The organism is Kineococcus rubinsiae (genome assembly GCF_011839805.1).
In the GTDB taxonomy this organism is placed as follows: Bacteria; Actinomycetota; Actinomycetes; order Actinomycetales; family Kineococcaceae; genus Kineococcus; species Kineococcus rubinsiae.
In genome coordinates this window covers 89654-106758 of the sequence record NZ_VWPY01000009.1, presented here as the reverse complement: position 1 = coordinate 106758, position 17105 = coordinate 89654, and the positions used below count along the sequence as shown (strand labels likewise).

Below are 17105 nucleotides of genomic sequence, written 5' to 3'. Positions count from 1 at the left end.
GGGTGGCGGTCGCGACGCTCGCACCACCGGCCCCCCGCACGGCCCCGCTGCTGGTCGCGGCCCGCGACCTCCCCGCCGGCGCCCCCGTCGCGGCGGGCGACGTCCGCGCCGTGCGCTGGCCCGCCGGCCGCCTGCCGGACGGGGTCCTGCACAGCCTCCCGCCGGGGGCCGTGCTCGGCTCCCCGCTGCGCCGCGGTGAGCCGCTGACCGACGCCCGCACGGCCGGGCCGGGCGTGCTCACGGGGCAGCCGCCCGGGACGCTCGCCGCGCTCGTGGACGTCGGGTCCACGGCGGGACTGACGGGGCTGGCGCCGGGCGCGCGGGTGGACGTGCTGGCCCGGACGGACGATCCGATCACGGGCGCGGCGAGCGGTGCGGAGCGGCTCGCGGCCGACGTCGTGGTCCTCGCCGTGCCGCTCGCGGCCGGTCCCGAGGGGCTGCTGGGCGGGGCCGCGGCGCCGACCACGAGCGTGCTCGTCGCGGTCGACACCAGCACCGCGGCCGAGCTGGCCGCCGCAGCGGGTCGCACGGTCGTCGTCCTGCGGGCACCCCGGTGAGGGGCGGCTCAGCGCTCCGCGGGCAGCGCTCCGCGCGGCGCGGGCGTCGCCACGACGTCAGGCACGGCGGCGGGCCGCGGCGCGCGCAGCCGCGCCAGCACACCGGCGGCCGTCGTGGGCTCGCCGACGAAGCGGCCCTGCACCGCGTGGCAGCCGAAGCCCGCGAGCGCCCGCTGGGTGGCACCGTCCTCGACGCCCTCGGCGACGACGCGCAGGCCCAGGTCGCGGGACATGGCGACGGTGGAGCGGACGATGACCTGCAGCGAGCGGTCGGACGTCATGCCGGTGACGAAGCAGCGGTCGATCTTCAGCTCGTCGACCTCCAGGCCCGCGAGGTGGGCCAGCGACGACTGCCCCGTGCCGTAGTCGTCGACCGCCACCGCGCAGCCCAGGGTCCGCAGGTCGCGCACGACCGCCCGGGCCCGCTCGGGGTCCGCGAGGACGTGGGTCTCCGTGATCTCGACGACCAGCGCCCCCGCCTCGAGGCCGTGGCGGTCGAGGGCCGCGGTCACCAGGGCGGGCAGGCCCTCCTCGCTCAGCAGCCGCGCGGAGACGTTGACCGCGACGGTGACACCGGGGAAGCCGGCCGTCCGCCAGCCGGCCGCGTCGCCCAGCGCCGTCTCGAGGACGACCTCGGTGACGCGCCGGATCAGGCCCGAGTGCTCGGCGAGGGGGATGAAGCGGTCCGGCGAGACGGGGCCCAGCACGGGGTGCTCCCAGCGGACCAGGGCCTCCACCCCCAGCAGCGCACCTGTGCGGGGGTCCACCTGGGGCTGGTAGACGACCCGCAGCTGCGAGTCCTCCACGGCGCGCGCCAGGTCGCCGAGCAGCCGGACGCGCTCGGCGCCCTCCTCCCCGCGCTCGGCGGCGTAGACGCACGCCCGGCCGCGGACCTCCTTGGCCTGGTGGAGCGCGACGTCCGCGTGGCGCAGCAGCGCCGTGGCGCCCGGCCCGTGCTGGGGCGCCAGGGCGATGCCGACGCTCGCGGGCAGCAGCACCTGCCGCCCGCCCAGGCGCAGCGGCCGGGACATCTCCTGCACGACCGCGTCCGCCAGCTCCTCGGCCCGGTCCCCGTCGTCGACGAGCAGGGCGAACTCGTCGCCGCCCACCCGGGCGACGAGGGTGTCGCGGGGGGACCGGGCCACGAGCCGGCGCGCCACCTCGCGCAGCGCCGCGTCGCCGGCGGGGTGGCCGAGGGCGTCGTTGACGTCCTTGAAGTGGTCGAGGTCGAGGACCAGCAGGCCGGGGCCGGGTGCCCCGTCGGGTGCGGCGGCGAGAACCTCCTCGAGGCGGGCGTGCAGCGCCTCGCGGTTCGGCAGGCCGGTGAGGGGGTCGCTGAGCACCCGTCGCCCCGCCCGCCGCGGGATCACCGTCGTCAGGCGCACCAGCAGGACCGGGAGGCTCACGGCCAGCAGCAGGAGCACACCGCCGTTGGCGGCGATGGTCAGCGCGGGCGCCGTCATGACGAGGACGAGGCCGACGACCGTCAGCCGCACGCGGTCCGCGAGACCGACGCTGCGGGCGTCGGAGTCCCGGCCCGCACCGGCGCGCGTCGCCGTGCGCAGGACCACGTCGACGGCGACCGCGACCAGGCCGGCCACCAGCACCGCGGGCCACTGGTCCTGCCGCGTGATGAGCGGCCCCCCGGTGAGCGGGGCGCCCAGCGTCACGGCGAGCGCGAGCCGCGCCCCCAGCACGACCGCCGCGGACCGGACGGCGACCACGAGCAGGAGGGCCGGGGAGCTCGTGCGGCGGGCGGCCCGCAGCAGCAGGGGCAGCCCGCAGGCGAGCAGGGCGCAGGACAGCGGGGCGGTCGCGAGGAGCGCCACGAGGAAGCCGAGACCCACCGGGACCGGGCGGCGTGCGTCCCCACCACCCCGGCGCGACCGGACGAGGTCTGCGGGCCGGAGCTGGGTGAGCACCACGAGGGTGGTGAGCAGGACGGTGGCCGCGTCCGGCAGGGCGGCGTCGAGGGCGATGAGCAGGAGCGCGACGAGGACGAGCACCGCGGCCACGACCAGGACGGCGACCTCCCCGCGCGAGCGGGTGGTCCTCGTCGAGGGGGGGCGCAGGAGCGGGGGCGCGCTCGCGAGCTGGGCGCGGGTACCTACCGCCACGCCGGCGCGACCGTCTCGAGGACCCGTGGCTGGATCCTGGCCATGTCGACCCTCCGCAGGTGTCTTCGGTGCGATGAGCCGGCCCCGCTGGGACGTCCCCCGACAGGGGGACACCCACGAAGTGTCCCGGAGCCATGATGGGGTCTGACGCCGCGCCGGGGGAAGCCCTTGAGCGCTCGACCAGTGAGCGGTCGACGGTCAGTCAGCTGAGCCTCACGACCAGTCAGGATCCGGGCGCGGACACCCACTGCTCCGTCACTCCCAGTGCGGGGGGCGCTCGCGCAGGTACCGGTCGTCGTCGTCGGAGGCCGGCGCGTCGCCCCAGCCCTCGTCGCGGTCGTCCGAGGAGCGCTCGTCCTCCAGCGGGACCTCGCGGTCCTCGTCGCGCTGGGGACCCGGCGCGCTCACCGCGGCGCCCGCTCGTCGCCGGTTCCGGCGGCGCGCCCGTCCAGCGCCCGCTCCGCGGGACCCTCCGGGAGGTCGACGGACCGCTCGGCCGGCCGGACCGCGAGGAGGTCGTCGTGCCACACCCCGGCGACGCGGGCGGCCTCGCCGGTGGGGTCACGCAGGACGTCGACGGACAGCGACCGGACGTAGTGCCAGCCGGCCCGCTCCCAGCGCGCCGGCAGGGACACCTCACGCTCCAGCACGTCGGCGGCGGCCCAGTCGGCCCCGTCCAGCTCGATCGCGAGCGCCGGTCCGCCGCCCTCGGCTCCGCGCACGGCCAGCGGCACGGCGGAGGAGCGCCCCAGCCCGGTCACCGCGGGCAGGCCAGAGGTGGTGCACGCGTGCGCGAGCCGCTGCACGAGCGCGTCGGCAGCCGCCGCCGGGACGGCGACGTCCTCCGCGTCCCACGCGAGCGCGGTGCGCAGCAGTTCCGTCCGCCCGTCGGGCGGGCCCGTCACGTCCGCAGGTGCGTCGACGCCCGGAGCCGCCGCGTGACCCGGTGGGCCGTCCTCCAGCGCGCTGTCGTCCAGCACGACGGTGCACCGGCGGCGGGCGCGGGTGAGCGCCAGGGCCACGTCCGCGGCCCCCGCATCGAGGCCGGTCCCGTCCGCGACGCGGACGCCCAGCCCGGCACCGGGGCCGTGCACCGAGTCGGCGACGACGACGACGTGGTCGCGGCGCCGGCCGGGCCAGCGCTCGAGGGCCGCGACCAGGAGGTCCTCGACCCCCTCCTCCCCCGCGGGGCGGGGCAGGCGGCGGCGCACCAGGTCCGCGACGGCGGCGGCGGTGGCCGCGTCGGGCGTCACGACCCCGAGCGACTCCCCGGGGTGCTCCTCGAGGTGCGCCTGGACCACGACGTGGACGAGGTCGGCGAGCGCCTCGGGCCCCCGGCGCGCGCCGATCGGGCGCGACGACGTCCGCGCCAGGCGCCGCACACCGAGACGGGCGCCGGGCACGGTGCTCTGCCCGCGGCGCAGCCGGGCGGGCAGGAGCTCCTCGTCGAGGGTGGCGTGCTGCCGGTCCAGGCGCTCGGTGGTCAGGACGGCCGCGGACTCGGCGAGCAGGTCGCGCCCACCCTGGGCCACGGGCTCGTCCGCGCGGTCGGCGGTGCGCAGCACGCGCGGTCCGGGCAGCGCCGGGTCACCCACGACGACGACCTGCCGCGCGCGGGACAGGGCCGGCAGCAGGGCGGCCGTGCTGCTGGCCTGCGCCCCGAGGACGAGGACCACGTCGGCGACGGGCTCGTCCGCGCCACCCGGTCCGACGCCCCCGCCCAGCACGACGGCGGCGGTCGCGGGCGAGAGCGCCCAGCACGGCAGCACCGCGGTCGTCGCGCCGCGGGCCGGGGCGGACAGCGGGTCGGCGGCGGAGGCGTCGGCGGACGCGGCCCGCTCGTCCAGCGCACCGCGCAGCCGCCGGCCGGCGAGGACGCGCCGGGTGGCGTCGGCGAGCACGAGCTCGGCCCGCGCCTGCCGCAGGCCCGCCGCGTCGACCGCACCGACGAGGGGGTCCTCCAGCGACAGGACCTCCAGCACCCCGGACCACCACGCCGCCTGCACCTCGGCGGCGAGGTCGAGGCTGCCGGGCCCCGCCCAGCGGCCGGCGAGGTCCTCGAGGAGCGGCTGCCACCCGCCCGCCGCGAGCTCGTCGAGCAGCTGGGTGCGGCGCGGCAGCGGCCCCAGGGCGGCCGTGTCGGCGTGCAGCGCGCGCAGCAGGGCCGTCAGCTCGGGCAGCGGCAGCGAGCGCAGCGGCCCGTCGGGCAGCAGGGCGGGAGGCAGCACGGCCTGCAGCGCCTCGAGGTCGGCCCGCAGCGACGCCACGGCGATCTGCGCGTCGGCGAGGCCCGCGGGCGCGTGCGGGGCCCCCTTGCCCTGCGACGCCCGCTGCCAGGCCAGGCGCTGGGCCCGCGCCTCCAGCAGCCAGGTGTGCAGCTGCTCGTTCGAGCCGGCGGCGGTGCCGTTGCGCAGCAGGGCCTTCGCCTGCCGGCGCAGGCGCCAGCGGGTCAGCGCCCCCATCCGCACGCCGTGCTCGCGGCGCCAGGGCGCGCTCGCCGTCGCGGCGGAGACGTCACCGAGCGACTCCGACCAGATGTCGGGGCCGAAGCGCGACACCGTCAGGCGCACGCCTTCCAGCAGCGCCACGCGCTCCCCGGCCTCGGCGACCGAGCTGGCGCCGCGCAGACCGACCTCGTCGGTGAGCGTGGCCATGAGGGCCCGGGCCCGCGGCAGCTCGTCGTCGACGACGCGGGTCAGCGCCCGCGCCGCGGCGGCCGCGCCCTCGTCGGTCGTGATGCGGGAGCCCGCCCACGGGCTGGTGGCGGGGGTGACCTCGAAGGCGCCGAGCTGCACGGCCTCCTCCAGCCGGGCCGCCCACGCGGGGAGGTGGGCGGAGGCGCACTCCTGCAGGGAGGCCCCGCGCAGGCGCCGCGTCGTCGACGGCGCCGCGGGCCGGCCGGCGAGCTCGGCGAGGGCCAGCAGCGCGTCGTGGGCGCTGACCCCCCAGGGCTCGCGCGGGCGGTGCAGCGCGGTGGCGTGGGCGTCGAGGACCTCGACGAGGCGCTCGACGTCCGGTCGCGCCGGCGGCTCGGCCGGCTGCGCGCGGCGGCGCTCCACCTCGTGCAGCGCGGCGTCGCGCTGGGCGCGGGCCGAGCGGACGACGGGCGCGGGCGCCAGGTCGGCGACGAGGTGCAGGACGAGCGTGCCGGCTCCCGCGCTCGCCAGCCGGTCGCGCACCGCGAGCAGCTCCGCCTCGGCGTCGGCGACGAGGAGCGTGGTGCGGCCCGCGGCGGAGAGACCCGCGACGACGGCGGCCGCGACCTGGGTCGCCCCCGTGCCCGTCGGGGCCTCGATGCGCAGGTCCTCCCCCGCCAGCACCCTCGAGACGGCGCGCCGCTGCGCCGGGTCCAGCGGCAGCGGCAGGTCGTCGACCGCGACGGCCGGGTCCGCGGCCGGACCGGGGACGCGCCCCGCCGCCGGCAGGGGCGCCTGCTCGGCCAGGGCGCGCACGACCCGGTGGTCGCGGACGGCACCACCGCGGTGGCGCAGGTCCCGCAGCAGGTCGGCGGCGGGATCGGCGAAGGTCCCGAGCACGAGGCGGCCCTCGACGCGCAGGCCGGGCACGCCGTGCAGGGCCTCGCGCACGTGGCGCAGGGCCGGCGCGGGGTCGAAGCCCCGGCCGCTGACGACGGCCGCGGCGAGGGCGCGCTCGTCGAGGCGGACGCCGAGCTCGCTGGCGACCGTGGACACCAGGACGGGGTTGACGACGACGGCCGGGTCGAGCTGCACCACGAAGTCGTCGTGGGCTGCTCCCGTGGGCAGCAGCGTGCAGCGGCGCAGCAGCAGCGGGGTGCGGCGCACGCCCCCCTCGCCCGCCCAGCCCACCAGCCCGACGGCGACGGCGAGAGTCCGCAGGCCGTGCTGCTCCAGGAGGACCTCGGCGCGCTGGTGCGTCGCCCGCGCCCGCTGGCGCGCGTCGGCGAAGGCGCCGGCCTCGCGGACGAGGCTCGACAGGGCGGCAGGTCCGCCGGCCAGCAGCTGGGCGAGGCCGGAGGGGTGGGCCGTGGTGAGGTCGAGCGCGCCGCGGGAGGCGTCCGGGCAGTCCAGCAGCGCGGAGGTCCCCCCGAGGGCGGCGGCCTCGGCCCACCACCGGCGCCGGGAGCTCTCCCCGGTCCGGGAGCCGGCGTGCACCGGGTCGACGGCCTGAGGCTCGACGGGAGACAGGTCGGCGGTCGGCAGGTCGGCGCTCGGCGGTCCGGCGGTGGGGGTGCCGGGCGTCGGGGCACCGGTGGTCGCGGTCCGCGCAGCAGGCGCGTTCGGCCCGGTCCCGAGCTCGGAGCCCACGTCCGGGGCGGTGCCGTCGTGGTCGGCGGGGCCCGGAGCAGTCACCGGGTCACCCTATTCGGGGGCGGAGCCCTCCCCCGCCGCGCGCGCCGCGGGTACGGCCCCCGTCAGCCCGCCGCCGCGCTCGAAGGCGACGAGCGTGACGTCGTCGCGGGCCCGGCCCCCGCTCCAGCGCCGGGCGACGTCGAGCGCCTCGTCCACGAGGGTCTGAGGCGTCAGGTCCTCGAGCTCCTGCAGCGCCGCCAGCACGCCCTCGACGCCGAGCTCGTCGGTGGTGCCGGTCGGGCGCGCCTCGACGAGGCCGTCGGTGTAGACGACGAGCAGGGAGCCGGGGGCCAGCGAGGTGGTGCGCGTCGTCCAGGCGCCGGGGGTGTCCAGGTGCAGCCACGACAGCAGGGGGCCGGTGGCCTCCAGCTCACCGACGACCCGCACGACGCCGCCGTCGCTGCGCAGCACGAGCGGCGCGGGGTGGCCGGCGTTGGCGTAGGTGACGCTCCCGGAGTCCGGGTCGACGACGACGACGACGCAGCTGGCGAAGCGCTCCGCCTCGTCGGCGAACACGCGGGCGGCCAGCGCCATCGCGAGGTCGGGCTCGGGCGCGAGGTGCAGGGCGGCCTCCAGCAGCCGCTTGAGCTGGATCGCGACGATGCCCGCGCGGGCGCCGTGCCCCGAGACGTCGGCGACGACGACGGCGAAGCGTCCGTCGCGCAGGGGCAGGACGTCGTACCAGTCCCCGGCCAGGAGGCCCTCGGCCGGGCGCAGCGCGGCCGCCGCGGACCAGCCCGGCACGATCGGCAGGTCGTGCGCGGCGAGCTGGTCGCGGACCTCGGCCACCAGCGGCTGCCCCTGCTGCAGCGCCTCGCGCGCGGACACGGCGTCGGCCAGCTCGTCGAGGATGCGGCGGCGCATCGTCTCCGCGGCGGCCGCGACGGCTGCCAGCTCGGGCGGGCCGGCGAGCCCGACGGGCGTCTGCAGGTCCCCGCCCCCGACGCGCAGGAGCTGGTCGGACAGCTCGTCCAGGGGGCGCAGGACCCAGCGGCGCACCAGGAAGAGGATCGTCGGCACGAGCAGGAGAGCGGTCCCCGCGACGAGGGCCTGCGCGAGGAGCAGCCGGTCGGAGTTCTCCTGGGCCGCGACCAGCGCCGCCTCCCGGCCGGTCTCGAGGAACCCCGTGAGGTCGTTGTCGGCGGCGTACGCCGGGATGAAGGCCAGCCCGGTGGCAGGCCCCTGGCGCAGCTCGTCGTAGCGGGTCTGGTCCGGCTGCTGCCTGGCTTCGACGAACTCGTCGGAGACCGCGAGCCAGCGGTCGACGCTCGCGAAGATGCCGTCGACGCGCCGGCGGACGTCCGGCGCGCCCGCAGCGTCCGCGGCGTCGTCGAGGGCTGCGCGGTCCCGCTGCAGCTGGCTCAGCTCGACCTGGAGCTGCCGCAGGTCTGCGGGGCGAGCGTCGCGCAGGTAGAGCTGCTGCCGCAGGTTGACCCCGACCAGGGAGGACCGGAACTGGTTGTTGGCCGTGATGACCGGGTTCCAGCCCTGGGTTCCGGCGGACGTGTCGCGGCCCGACTGCACCGAGACCAGGATCCCCACGAGCACCAGGACGACGAGGAGGAAGCCGACGGCGATCGCGGACACCCGTCGCTGGAGAGTGGTTCGGAGCATGAGCTGGTGCCAGCGACGCATGACGCCGTTCACGGTCACCACCTCCCCTCCGGACCCGGACGCGGTGGCCGTCGTCGCCCACCGGAGACGATCATCCCCGATGACGGCGGCCAGGTCACGGACGGGAGCCACCGCGCGCCGCGGGGCGGCCTCGGGTAGCAATGAGGCGTGCAGACCCCCACGTGCCCCCGAGCGTCCCGGTGACCGCGACCCTCGGCTGGCCCGCCGAGCTCGTCCTGGTCCGTCACGGCGAGAGCACCGGCAACCTGGCCGACGCCCGCGCGCACGCCGAGCGGGCGGAGGTGGTGGACCTCGAGGCGCGCGACGCCGACGTGCCGCTGTCCCCCCTCGGGCGGCGCCAGGCGGACGCCGTCGGGCGCTGGCTGGCCGCGGGTGAGGGCGCGCCGCAGCCCCCGGAGGTCGTCGTGTGCTCGCCGTACCTGCGGGCGCGGAGCACGGCCGAGGCGGTGGTCGCGGCCCTGGAGGCGGCGGGTACGGAGCTGCCTCCGCTGCGGACCGACGAGCGGCTGCGCGAGCGCGACCTGGGCTGGTGGGACGGGCTCACGGGCGCCGGCGTGCGCGCGCGCTACCCCGAGGAGTCCCAGCGCCGGGCGCGGCTGGGCAAGTTCTACTACCGCCCGCCGGGCGGTGAGAGCTGGTGCGACGTGGCGCTGCGGATGCGCTCGCTGCTGTCCTCGCTGCGCGAGGAGCACGCGGGCCGGCGGGTCCTGCTCGTCACGCACCAGGCGGTGATCATGAACATGCGGCTGGTCCTGGAGGGGCTGGAGGAGGCCGACGTGCTGGAGCTGGACGCCACGCAGCCCCTGGCCAACTGCTCGGTGACCGCCTACGGCGGCGGGCCGGACGGCCTGGCGCTGACCGTGGCCGGGGACACCTCGGCGGTGGAGGACCTGGCGGTCACCGACGACACCGTCGACGACGACCCGCTGGACGAGGAACCGGCCGCGGCGGTGCACGCGTGAGCCGCGCGGGGGACGACGCCGTCACCGTCACGTCGGCGGTGCTGCGGGAGTGGCCGCTGCCCGCGCCGGGCACCGGCAAGGAGTCGCGCGGGCGCACCCTCGTGGTGGGCGGGAGCGACCGCACGCCCGGGGCCGTGCTGCTCGCCGCGGAGGCGGCGCTGCGCTGCGGGGCTGGGAAGCTGCAGGTCGCGACGACGGCCTCGACGGCGACCGCGGTGGCCGTGGCGCTGCCGGAGGCGATGGTGCTGCCGCTGCGGCAGACTGCCGAGGGCGGGGGCGTGGACCCGGCGGAGGGGGCCGAGGACGCGGAGCTGACCGGTGTCGCGACGGGCGCCCACGCCGTCCTGCTGGGCGTGGGCATGGTCGGCGAGCCCGACGTCGTGGCCCTGCTGGAGCAGCTGGTCCCGCGGTTGGAGCGCACGGTCGTCCTCGACGCGCTGGGCCTCGCGCCCGTGACGCGGGACGCGACGTTCCTGCACGGGTTCGAGGGCCGTGCCGTCCTCACGCCGAACCTGGCGGAGCTGGCGATCACCCTGGACGCCGACCCCGAGGAGGTCGAGCGCGACGTGGCGGGGGCGGCGCGGGAGCTGGCGCGGCGCACGCGCACCGCGGTCGCGGCCGGCGGGGGCGAGTCGTGGATCGCCGCCCCCGACGGGCGCCTCTTCCTGGACACCTCGGGCGGGACCGGCCTCGGGGTGTCGGGGTCGGGCGACGTCCTGTCGGGCATCGTCACGGGCCTGTGCGCCCGCGGCGCGGACCCCGTCCAGGCCGCGGTGTGGGCGTGCCACCTGCACGGCAGGGCGGGCGACCGGCTCGCGAGCAACGTGGGCCGCCTGGGCTTCCTGGCCCGGGAGCTCCCGCCTGAGGTGCCGCGGGTGCTCGCCGAGATCGAGGTCTAGGCGTCCGTCAGGACATCAGCGCGCCGGCGACCGGGACCAGGTCGTCGAGCGGGATGTCCAGGTGCCAGGTGGTGGAGGACCGGACGCCGCACCCGCGCGGGTCGCCGTCCGGTCCGCGCCACGCCTGGGGCGCCGCGGTGACCTTCCACGCGGCCGTGCCGGTCTGGCGGGCCCGCTCGGCCAGCAGGAGGTCGCCGTTGCGCTTGGCGGCGGAGACGATGGCCTCCTGCGCCCGGGCGAGGGAGCGCGCGTCGTAGAAGCCCACGACGCAGCCCGCGTCCGTGGCGGTGACGCCGACGAGGATGCAGCCCGACTCCTCCAGGGCGGCACCGATGGCGGCGACCGCGGCGTGGTGCCGGGGAGCGCGTCGGGGAGAGGGGATGGCGGCGCGCGAGCCGGCGCGTCCGGTCACAGTGCTGACAGTCATTCGAGAACTCCTTCAGGCGACGACGTCGGCCGGGGTCGGAGTCCACCTCGACTCGATCCGACACCCAGGGACGGCATCGGTCGGCGTGCCTTGCCCCTTGAGTCTAGGCACCCCGCACGGGTGCCGAGGACCACGGCGTTCACCCCTGCGCGAACACCTGGCCTGCGCTGCAACGACATCGTGTCGTAGACGGGCGGCCCCGCCGGACGGTCGGGCGTCCCGGCCGCCGCCTGCGGCTATGCTCGCCGAGGCCGTGCGCACCCTCGGGACCGCGGCCGGGCCCCCGTAGCTCAGGGGATAGAGCATCGGTTTCCTAAACCGTGTGTCGCAGGTTCGAATCCTGCCGGGGGCACCAGCACGGCCGGCGCGGCGCCGGGGAGGCCTGAGGCTTCAGCGACCGGCCCTCGTGGCGCCGCGCGGCTGGCCGGTGCGGCGTCCGGCACCGCAGCGTCCGCGGCCACGGTGAGCCCGTCGGGCGCCTGCGCACCTCCCGCACCTCAACCTCCGGCCCCGACCGGCCGATGACGAGGAGCCGGGAACAACCCGGACGGGACCGGGCCGCACCCCGTGCGGAGGTCGTCGTGAACCGGAGGTCCCTCGACGTCGCGGGGTCGTGGACGCGGGTCCTGGCGGTGCTGGGGCGCCCCACGGGGCTGGTCGCCCGCACGCGCTGGCTGTTCCGCTGGGCGTGCGTCCTGACGCTGCTGTTCTCCGTCCTGGCGGTGCTGCCCGGCGCCGACGCCGGCGACCGGTGGGTGCTCGCCGTGGCGGTCGCGCTGCTGTCGACCTCGTGGTCCCTCAGCGCACGCCGCGCGGGACCGCCGTGGGTCGCCGACCTGCTCGACGCGGCGGGCATGTGCGCGTTCGTGCTGTCCAGCTCGAACCCGCCGCTCGTCTTCGGCCTCGCCTTCAGCGTCATGTGGCTGCGGGCCATCTCGAGCAGCACCGTGCGCGGACTGCTCCAGACCGTGCTCAGCGTCGTCGGGATCAGCGCCGCGATCCCCCTGTGGCACCGCGTCCCGGGCAACGTCCCCCTGGACCCGGCCGTCCTCGTGGGCGTCTTCCCGATCGTCTTCGCGACCTACGCGGTCGCCCGGCACCTGTGCCTGAGCATGGTCGCGCGGGAGCAGGGCAACCGGCGCGACGCGGTCGTCACCGACCTGGGGACCCGGCTCCTCGGGGTCACCGACGCCGAGGCCGTCCTGACCGAGGCGCGGCGCGCCACGCACGAGATCGGCGCGGCGACCCCCGGTCTGCGGGTCGTGGCCGTGGCGCCGGCGGGCGACGTCGTGCGCGTGGTGGACGTTGTGCCGGTCGAGCTCCTGCGGGACCGCGCGCTGCCCGCGTCCCTCGTGCCGGACAGCGCCTCGGGTGAGCTCGTCGGCGTGGCCGACGGTTCCCTCCTCGACGAGGTCGTCGAGGTCCGGTGCCGCTGGACCTACCTGCGGCTGCCCGGCGCGACGGACCTGCGGTTGTTCGTGGGCGCGCCCGGCCAGGTGCCGACCGAGGCCCTCGGTTCGCTGCAGGCGGTGTCCAACCAGATCGCCCTCGCCCTGCGCAACAGCGAGACGCACCGGGAGCTGGCCGTCCGCGCCCGCACGGACACCCTCACCGGCCTGGTCAACCGGGCCGCGTTCTGCCAGCACCTCGCCGACGCCGCCGCGGTCGAGGGCGGCCTCGCCGTGCTGTTCGTCGACCTCGACGACTTCAAGGGCGTCAACGACGGCCTGGGCCACGCGGCGGGCGACACCGTCCTGCGCCACGTGGCCGACAGCCTGCGCCAGGTGACCCGCACGGGCGACGTGTGCGCCCGCCTCGGCGGTGACGAGTTCGCCCTCCTGCTGCGCGGGGTGACGCCGGCGGACGCGGAGGAGGTCGGGCGCCGCCTGGTCGGCCTCGTGTGCACCCCGGTGCCCGTGAGCACGACGTGGGCGACCGTCGGGGCGAGCATCGGCCTGTCGCACTCGGCGGTGCCCTGCGACGGCGAGGAGCTGCTCGGCCGCGCCGACGTCGCGATGTACCGGGCCAAGGCCTCCGGCAAGAACCGGGTGCTGGCGTGGACCCCCGGGGGTCCCGTCCCGGTCCCGGCGGGCGGGCACCGGCACTGAGCCGCCGCGCGGTTCGTCCGCAGCACCGTCCCGCCGCCGCAGCGGCGGAACGGCGGCGGGACGGTCCAGGCGGGTCAGGGGACGGTGTGCCCCGCGGCGCGGAACAGCTCGTACCACTGCGCACGGCTGAGGGGCAGGGCGGAACCCTGCGCCGCCCCGGCGACCCGCTCCGGGTTCGTGGTGCCGAGGACCACCTGCATGCCCGCGGGGTGCCGGGTGATCCATGCCGTCGCGATCGCGATGGGCGGGACGCCGTGCTCGGCCGCCAGGCGGTCGATCACCTCGTTCAGCTCCGGGTAGCGCGGGTCGTCGAGGAACACGCCGTCGAAGAACCCCGCCTGGAACGGCGACCAGGCCTGCACGGTGATGTCGTGCAGGCGGCAGTAGTCGACGATGCCGCCGTCGCGGCTGACGGACTGGTCGAGGTCGCGCATGTTCATGGCGACCCCCTGCGCGACGCTCGGCGCGTGGGTGATCGACAGCTGCAGCTGGTTGGCGACGATCGGCTGCCGGACGTGCTTGCGCAGCAGGTCGATCTGGCCGGGCGTGTGGTTCGAGACGCCGAACGCCCGCACCTTGCCGGCGGCGTGCAGCTCGTCGAAGGCCTGCGCGACCTCCTCGGGCTCCACGAGGGCGTCGGGGCGGTGCAGCAGCAGGACGTCGATGCGGTCGGTCTGCAGCGCCTGCAGCGACCCCTCGACGGACTCGACGATGTGGTCGTGCGAGAAGTCGAAGTACGGGCCCTCGGGGACGATCCCGCACTTGGTCTGCAGCGTGAACTCGTCGCGCTCGGACGGGCTGAGCCGCATCGCCTCGGCGAACCGGCGTTCGCACGCGTGCGCCGCTCCGCCGTAGACGTCGGCGTGGTCGAGGAACGTGGTGCCCGCGGCGCGGCCGGCGTCGACGAGGGCGCGCACGTCCTCGTCGGGCATCTCCGCGATGCGCATCAGGCCGAGGACGACGTTTGGCACCTGAACGCCGCCGCTGCCCAGCGGCACGGTCTTCACGCGGCACCTCCCGCGGCGCGGGCGGCGGCCACGGGGGCCTTCGGGGTGGGCGGGCGGTGCTGCGGCACGGGGTGTTCCTCTTCGTCGGGGACCGGGCCACCGAGCCTAGGGACCCCGCACCAGCCGGACCAGCGGGACGTCCCCGCGGGGACGTCGGGCCGGTCGGCCGGGCCCGGCGTCGTCGCCGGGCCCGGGGCGGCTCAGTCCTCGACGACGCGCGGGCGGCTCGGCCCGATGAGTGCCCGCACGCGGGCGAGACCCACGGTGAGGGCCTCCTTCTTCGCCTGGTTGGTCAGGGCCCGCGGCGAGGGCAGCGGGACCGGGACCACGGTGACGTCGTTCAGGACGGGACCGGACTTCTTCCACCCGCGCTGCGCGTACTCGCCGCACAGCACCACGACCTCGAGGCGCGGCAGCAGGGGCAGCAGCGAGCGGAGCTCCTTCACGCCGGCGGCGAGCTCGTCGGCGTTGGGCTTGCCGGCGGACGCGTCCGGGACCCACGGGATGACGTTCCAGAGGAGGGCGTCGTCCTCGGAGATGCCGATCTCCTCGCGGACCTCCCACATGGTCTCCGCGGTCCGGTCGTCGTTGTCTACGCTGACCATGCCGGAGCCCCCCTCGAGCTGCGTCGCGGCCCCCGGGGACTCGAGCACGAAGAGCACGCGGCTGTGGACGCCGGCCTCGGCCGGGTCGAAGTCGGGCACCCAGGAGTCCGGACGGCGACCGCGCAGGGCCTCCAGCCACTCCCGCAGGGGCTGGACGTCGGGATCCGTCTCGAGCATGGCGCGACGTTGCTCGAGGGCGGTGGGGTCGGCGAGGCCGCGCGGCTGAGGCATGAACACACGAGCACGGTACCGAGATCGGGGGCGCTCCGACGACCACGGACCTCGCGGACCGCCTCCGGAGCCCCTCCCCGGCGCCCCCGGCGGGCCCCGCGCCGGCGCCCGCGGGTGCGGGGACGGCCCCGGCGCAGGGCAGGATGGTGGGGTGCCGTTCCGCCTCCAGACCGTCTGCACGGGCAACATCTGCCGCTCCCCGATGGCCGAGGTCGTCCTGCGCCGCCGCTTCGCCGAGGCCGGCCTGGGCGAGGAGGTCGTCGTCGACTCCAGCGGGATCAGCGACGAGGAGCACGGCAACCCCGTGGACCGCCGGGCCCGGGCGGTGCTCGCCGCGGCCGGTTACGACGTGCCCGAGCACCGCGCCCACCAGGCCACCCGCGCCGAGATCGGAGAGCGGGACCTGCTGCTGGCCATGACAGCCCGCCACGCCCGCTGGCTGCGCACCCAGGCCCCCGACGAGGCCGCCGCGGCGCGGGTGCGGATGTACCGCTCGTTCGACCCGGCGGCGCCGCGCGTGGACGGCCCGGACGCCGTCTCCGACGAGTCCGCGCTGGACATCGACGACCCCTGGTACGGCGACCGGGCCGACTTCGAGGCCACCCTGGAGCAGGTCGAGGCCGCGGCCGACGCGATCGTCGAGCACGTGCGCTCGCTGCTGCCGCGCTGACCCGGGCGGACCCCGAACCAGCACGCGAGCCTCAGAAGAGACGGCCCGCGTCGTCCGCGGCGGGTTCCTCCAGCGCGAGCAGGAACCGCTTGCGAGCCAGCCCGCCCGCGTAGCCGACCAGCGCGCCGTCGGCCCCGACGACCCGGTGGCACGGCACGACGATCGACAGCGGGTTGCGCCCGTTGGCCAGTCCCACCGCCTGCGCGAACCCCGGCCCGCCGAGGTCCGCGGCGAGCTGGCCGTAGGAGCGCGTGGCGCCGAACGGGATCTCCCGCAGCGCCGCCCAGACCCGCTGGGCGAAGGGCTCCCCCGCAGGCGCCAGCGGCAGGTCGAAGCGACGCAGGCGCCCCGCGAAGTACGCCTCGAACTGCTGCGCGACGTCGTCGAAGGCGGTGTCGTCGCGCTCGCCCAGCAGCGCCGGCGGCGGGGGCGTGCGGTGGTCGGCGAACCAGATCCCCGTCAGCCCGGCGGACGAGCGCGCCACCGTCAGGTCGCCGACGGGCGAGGGCAGCACGGTGTGCACCACCGCCACCCCCTCCCCCTCGTCGCCGGACGTCGCGGGTGCGAGCATCGCAGCCCGTCCCGCCCCACCCCCGGAGGTGCCCGTGCCCACCCCGCCGCTGCCGGCCGACGTCGCCGAGCTGTTCGCCCGCCCCAACCCCGCCGTGATGGCGACCGTGCACCCCGACGGCCACCCCGTCACCGTCGCGACCTGGTACCTCGTCGAGGACGACGGTCGCGTCCTGCTGAACCTCGACGGCGGCCGCGCGCGCCTGCGCCACCTGGAGTCCGACCCCCGCGTCTCGCTCACGGCGCTGGCCGAGGGCGACTGGTACACCCACGTCAGCGTCCAGGGCCACGTGGTCGAGGTGCGCCCGGACGCGGGCCTGGCCGACATCGACCGCCTCTCGACGCACTACACCGGCTCGCCGTACCCGACGCGGGACCGCGAGCGCGTCAGCGTGCTCGTCGAGGTGGACCGCTGGCACGGCTGGGGCGGCGCCGCCCGCGACTGAGGGGCGCGCGCGACCGGGGCCGGGCGCGCCTGGACATCGGGCGCGGCCGGCTCAGGCGTCGCCGCGCAGCTCCGCGAGCACCTTGGCGACGCGGCGCTCCCGGGTCGCCGCCGCCTTGGCCCCCTCGACCGCCAGGACGTGGCGGCGCTGCAGGGAGTAGCTGAGCGCGGCGAAGGCCGCCTGGGCGGCGGGGTCCGCGGCGAGCGCCTCCGCGAGGTCGGCGGGCACCTCCACGGAGCGGGGGGCGTCGTCCAGCTCGAGCGTCACGTCGAGCACGTCGCCGGCGGCGACCCCCGCGGCCGCGCGGACCTCCGCGCTGACGGGGACGAGGAACCGGCCACCCATCGAGGCGACCGTGCTGCGGTAGCTGTGGCCCCGGAACGTGACGGTCACCGCGGGCCGGCGGCTGCCGCCGAGCTCGGCGACGACCTCGGGCGGCACCTCGATCCCCGTCGCCGTCGTGCGGGCCAGCTCCAGCACCGCCGTGAACGTCGCCACCGCGCACCCCCCCGTCCGGAGCCGGCGCCGTGCCGCCCCTGG

15 protein-coding genes and 1 tRNA gene are annotated in these 17105 nt (G+C 77.5%); 7 read left to right on the top strand and 9 right to left on the bottom strand.

Annotated features, from left to right (window positions below; translation table 11 throughout):
• Positions 1-557, top strand: a 557-nt coding sequence (locus F1544_RS07775) for an SAF domain-containing protein (protein ID WP_167583918.1), incomplete at its 5' end; no start/stop codon positions are given.
• Between the two features lie 8 nt (positions 558-565).
• On the opposite strand, the gene F1544_RS07770 is transcribed toward F1544_RS07775, so the two are convergent.
• From F1544_RS07770 to F1544_RS07755, 4 genes are all read right to left on the bottom strand, one after another.
• Positions 566-2674, bottom strand: a complete 2109-nt coding sequence (locus F1544_RS07770; RefSeq protein WP_167583916.1) for a putative bifunctional diguanylate cyclase/phosphodiesterase — start codon at positions 2672-2674, stop codon at positions 566-568.
• A gap of 255 nt (positions 2675-2929) precedes the next feature.
• A complete protein-coding gene (locus F1544_RS07765; protein WP_167583914.1) occupies positions 2930-3082 on the bottom strand; it encodes a hypothetical protein in 153 nt (50 codons plus the stop codon).
• Positions 3079-7005, bottom strand: coding sequence for a hypothetical protein (locus F1544_RS07760; RefSeq protein WP_167583912.1), 3927 nt, complete (start codon positions 7003-7005; stop codon positions 3079-3081). The genes F1544_RS07765 and F1544_RS07760 overlap by 4 nt, the downstream gene beginning before the upstream one ends.
• A gap of 9 nt (positions 7006-7014) precedes the next feature.
• Complete coding sequence (locus F1544_RS07755) at positions 7015-8619, bottom strand: PP2C family protein-serine/threonine phosphatase (RefSeq protein ID WP_208971454.1); 1605 nt, start codon at positions 8617-8619, stop codon at positions 7015-7017.
• Positions 8620-8819: 200 nt separating this feature from the next.
• Between F1544_RS07755 and F1544_RS07750 the strand changes: the two genes are divergently transcribed.
• Both F1544_RS07750 and F1544_RS07745 read left to right on the top strand, forming a co-directional pair.
• Entirely contained in the window at positions 8820-9602 is a 783-nt protein-coding gene (locus tag F1544_RS07750; RefSeq protein WP_308469943.1) for a histidine phosphatase family protein, read from the top strand.
• The gene (locus F1544_RS07745; RefSeq protein WP_167583906.1) at positions 9599-10501 is read left to right on the top strand and encodes an NAD(P)H-hydrate dehydratase; all 903 of its coding nucleotides are present in this window, start codon (positions 9599-9601) and stop codon (positions 10499-10501) included. Before F1544_RS07750 ends, F1544_RS07745 begins: the two co-directional genes overlap by 4 nt.
• A 7-nt stretch (positions 10502-10508) precedes the next feature.
• On the opposite strand, the gene F1544_RS07740 is transcribed toward F1544_RS07745, so the two are convergent.
• Entirely contained in the window at positions 10509-10928 is a 420-nt protein-coding gene (locus tag F1544_RS07740) for a hypothetical protein (protein ID WP_167583904.1), read from the bottom strand.
• Positions 10929-11207: 279 nt separating this feature from the next.
• Between F1544_RS07740 and F1544_RS07735 the strand changes: the two genes are divergently transcribed.
• Both F1544_RS07735 and F1544_RS25790 read left to right on the top strand, forming a co-directional pair.
• A tRNA-Arg gene (locus F1544_RS07735) sits at positions 11208-11283 on the top strand.
• Between the two features lie 226 nt (positions 11284-11509).
• Complete coding sequence (locus tag F1544_RS25790; RefSeq protein WP_167583903.1) at positions 11510-13036, top strand: GGDEF domain-containing protein; 1527 nt, start codon at positions 11510-11512, stop codon at positions 13034-13036.
• Positions 13037-13110: 74 nt separating this feature from the next.
• On the opposite strand, the gene F1544_RS07725 is transcribed toward F1544_RS25790, so the two are convergent.
• Both F1544_RS07725 and F1544_RS07720 read right to left on the bottom strand, forming a co-directional pair.
• The gene (locus F1544_RS07725; RefSeq protein WP_308469942.1) at positions 13111-14043 is read right to left on the bottom strand and encodes an aldo/keto reductase; all 933 of its coding nucleotides are present in this window, start codon (positions 14041-14043) and stop codon (positions 13111-13113) included.
• Positions 14044-14243: 200 nt separating this feature from the next.
• On the bottom strand, positions 14244-14879 hold the full coding sequence (locus F1544_RS07720) for a uracil-DNA glycosylase (RefSeq protein ID WP_167583901.1): 636 nt from the start codon (positions 14877-14879) through the stop codon (positions 14244-14246).
• A 151-nt stretch (positions 14880-15030) separates the two neighbouring features.
• Here F1544_RS07720 and F1544_RS07715 point away from each other — a divergent pair, with 151 nt between their 5' ends.
• Positions 15031-15549 (top strand): low molecular weight protein-tyrosine-phosphatase, encoded by a 519-nt coding sequence (locus tag F1544_RS07715; protein WP_308469941.1) that lies wholly within the window; start codon positions 15031-15033, stop codon positions 15547-15549.
• A gap of 31 nt (positions 15550-15580) precedes the next feature.
• Here F1544_RS07715 and F1544_RS25310 read toward each other — a convergent pair whose 3' ends face one another.
• On the bottom strand, positions 15581-16120 hold the full coding sequence (locus tag F1544_RS25310) for a methylated-DNA--[protein]-cysteine S-methyltransferase (RefSeq protein WP_167583897.1): 540 nt from the start codon (positions 16118-16120) through the stop codon (positions 15581-15583).
• 34 nt (positions 16121-16154) lie between these two features.
• Here F1544_RS25310 and F1544_RS07705 point away from each other — a divergent pair, with 34 nt between their 5' ends.
• Positions 16155-16565 carry a TIGR03618 family F420-dependent PPOX class oxidoreductase gene (locus F1544_RS07705; RefSeq protein WP_167583895.1) on the top strand — a complete coding sequence of 137 codons (411 nt, stop codon included), beginning with the start codon at positions 16155-16157 and terminating at the stop codon, positions 16563-16565.
• A gap of 51 nt (positions 16566-16616) precedes the next feature.
• Here F1544_RS07705 and F1544_RS07700 read toward each other — a convergent pair whose 3' ends face one another.
• Complete coding sequence (locus F1544_RS07700; protein WP_308469940.1) at positions 16617-17063, bottom strand: DUF1905 domain-containing protein; 447 nt, start codon at positions 17061-17063, stop codon at positions 16617-16619.
• Positions 17064-17105 lie beyond the last annotated feature (42 nt).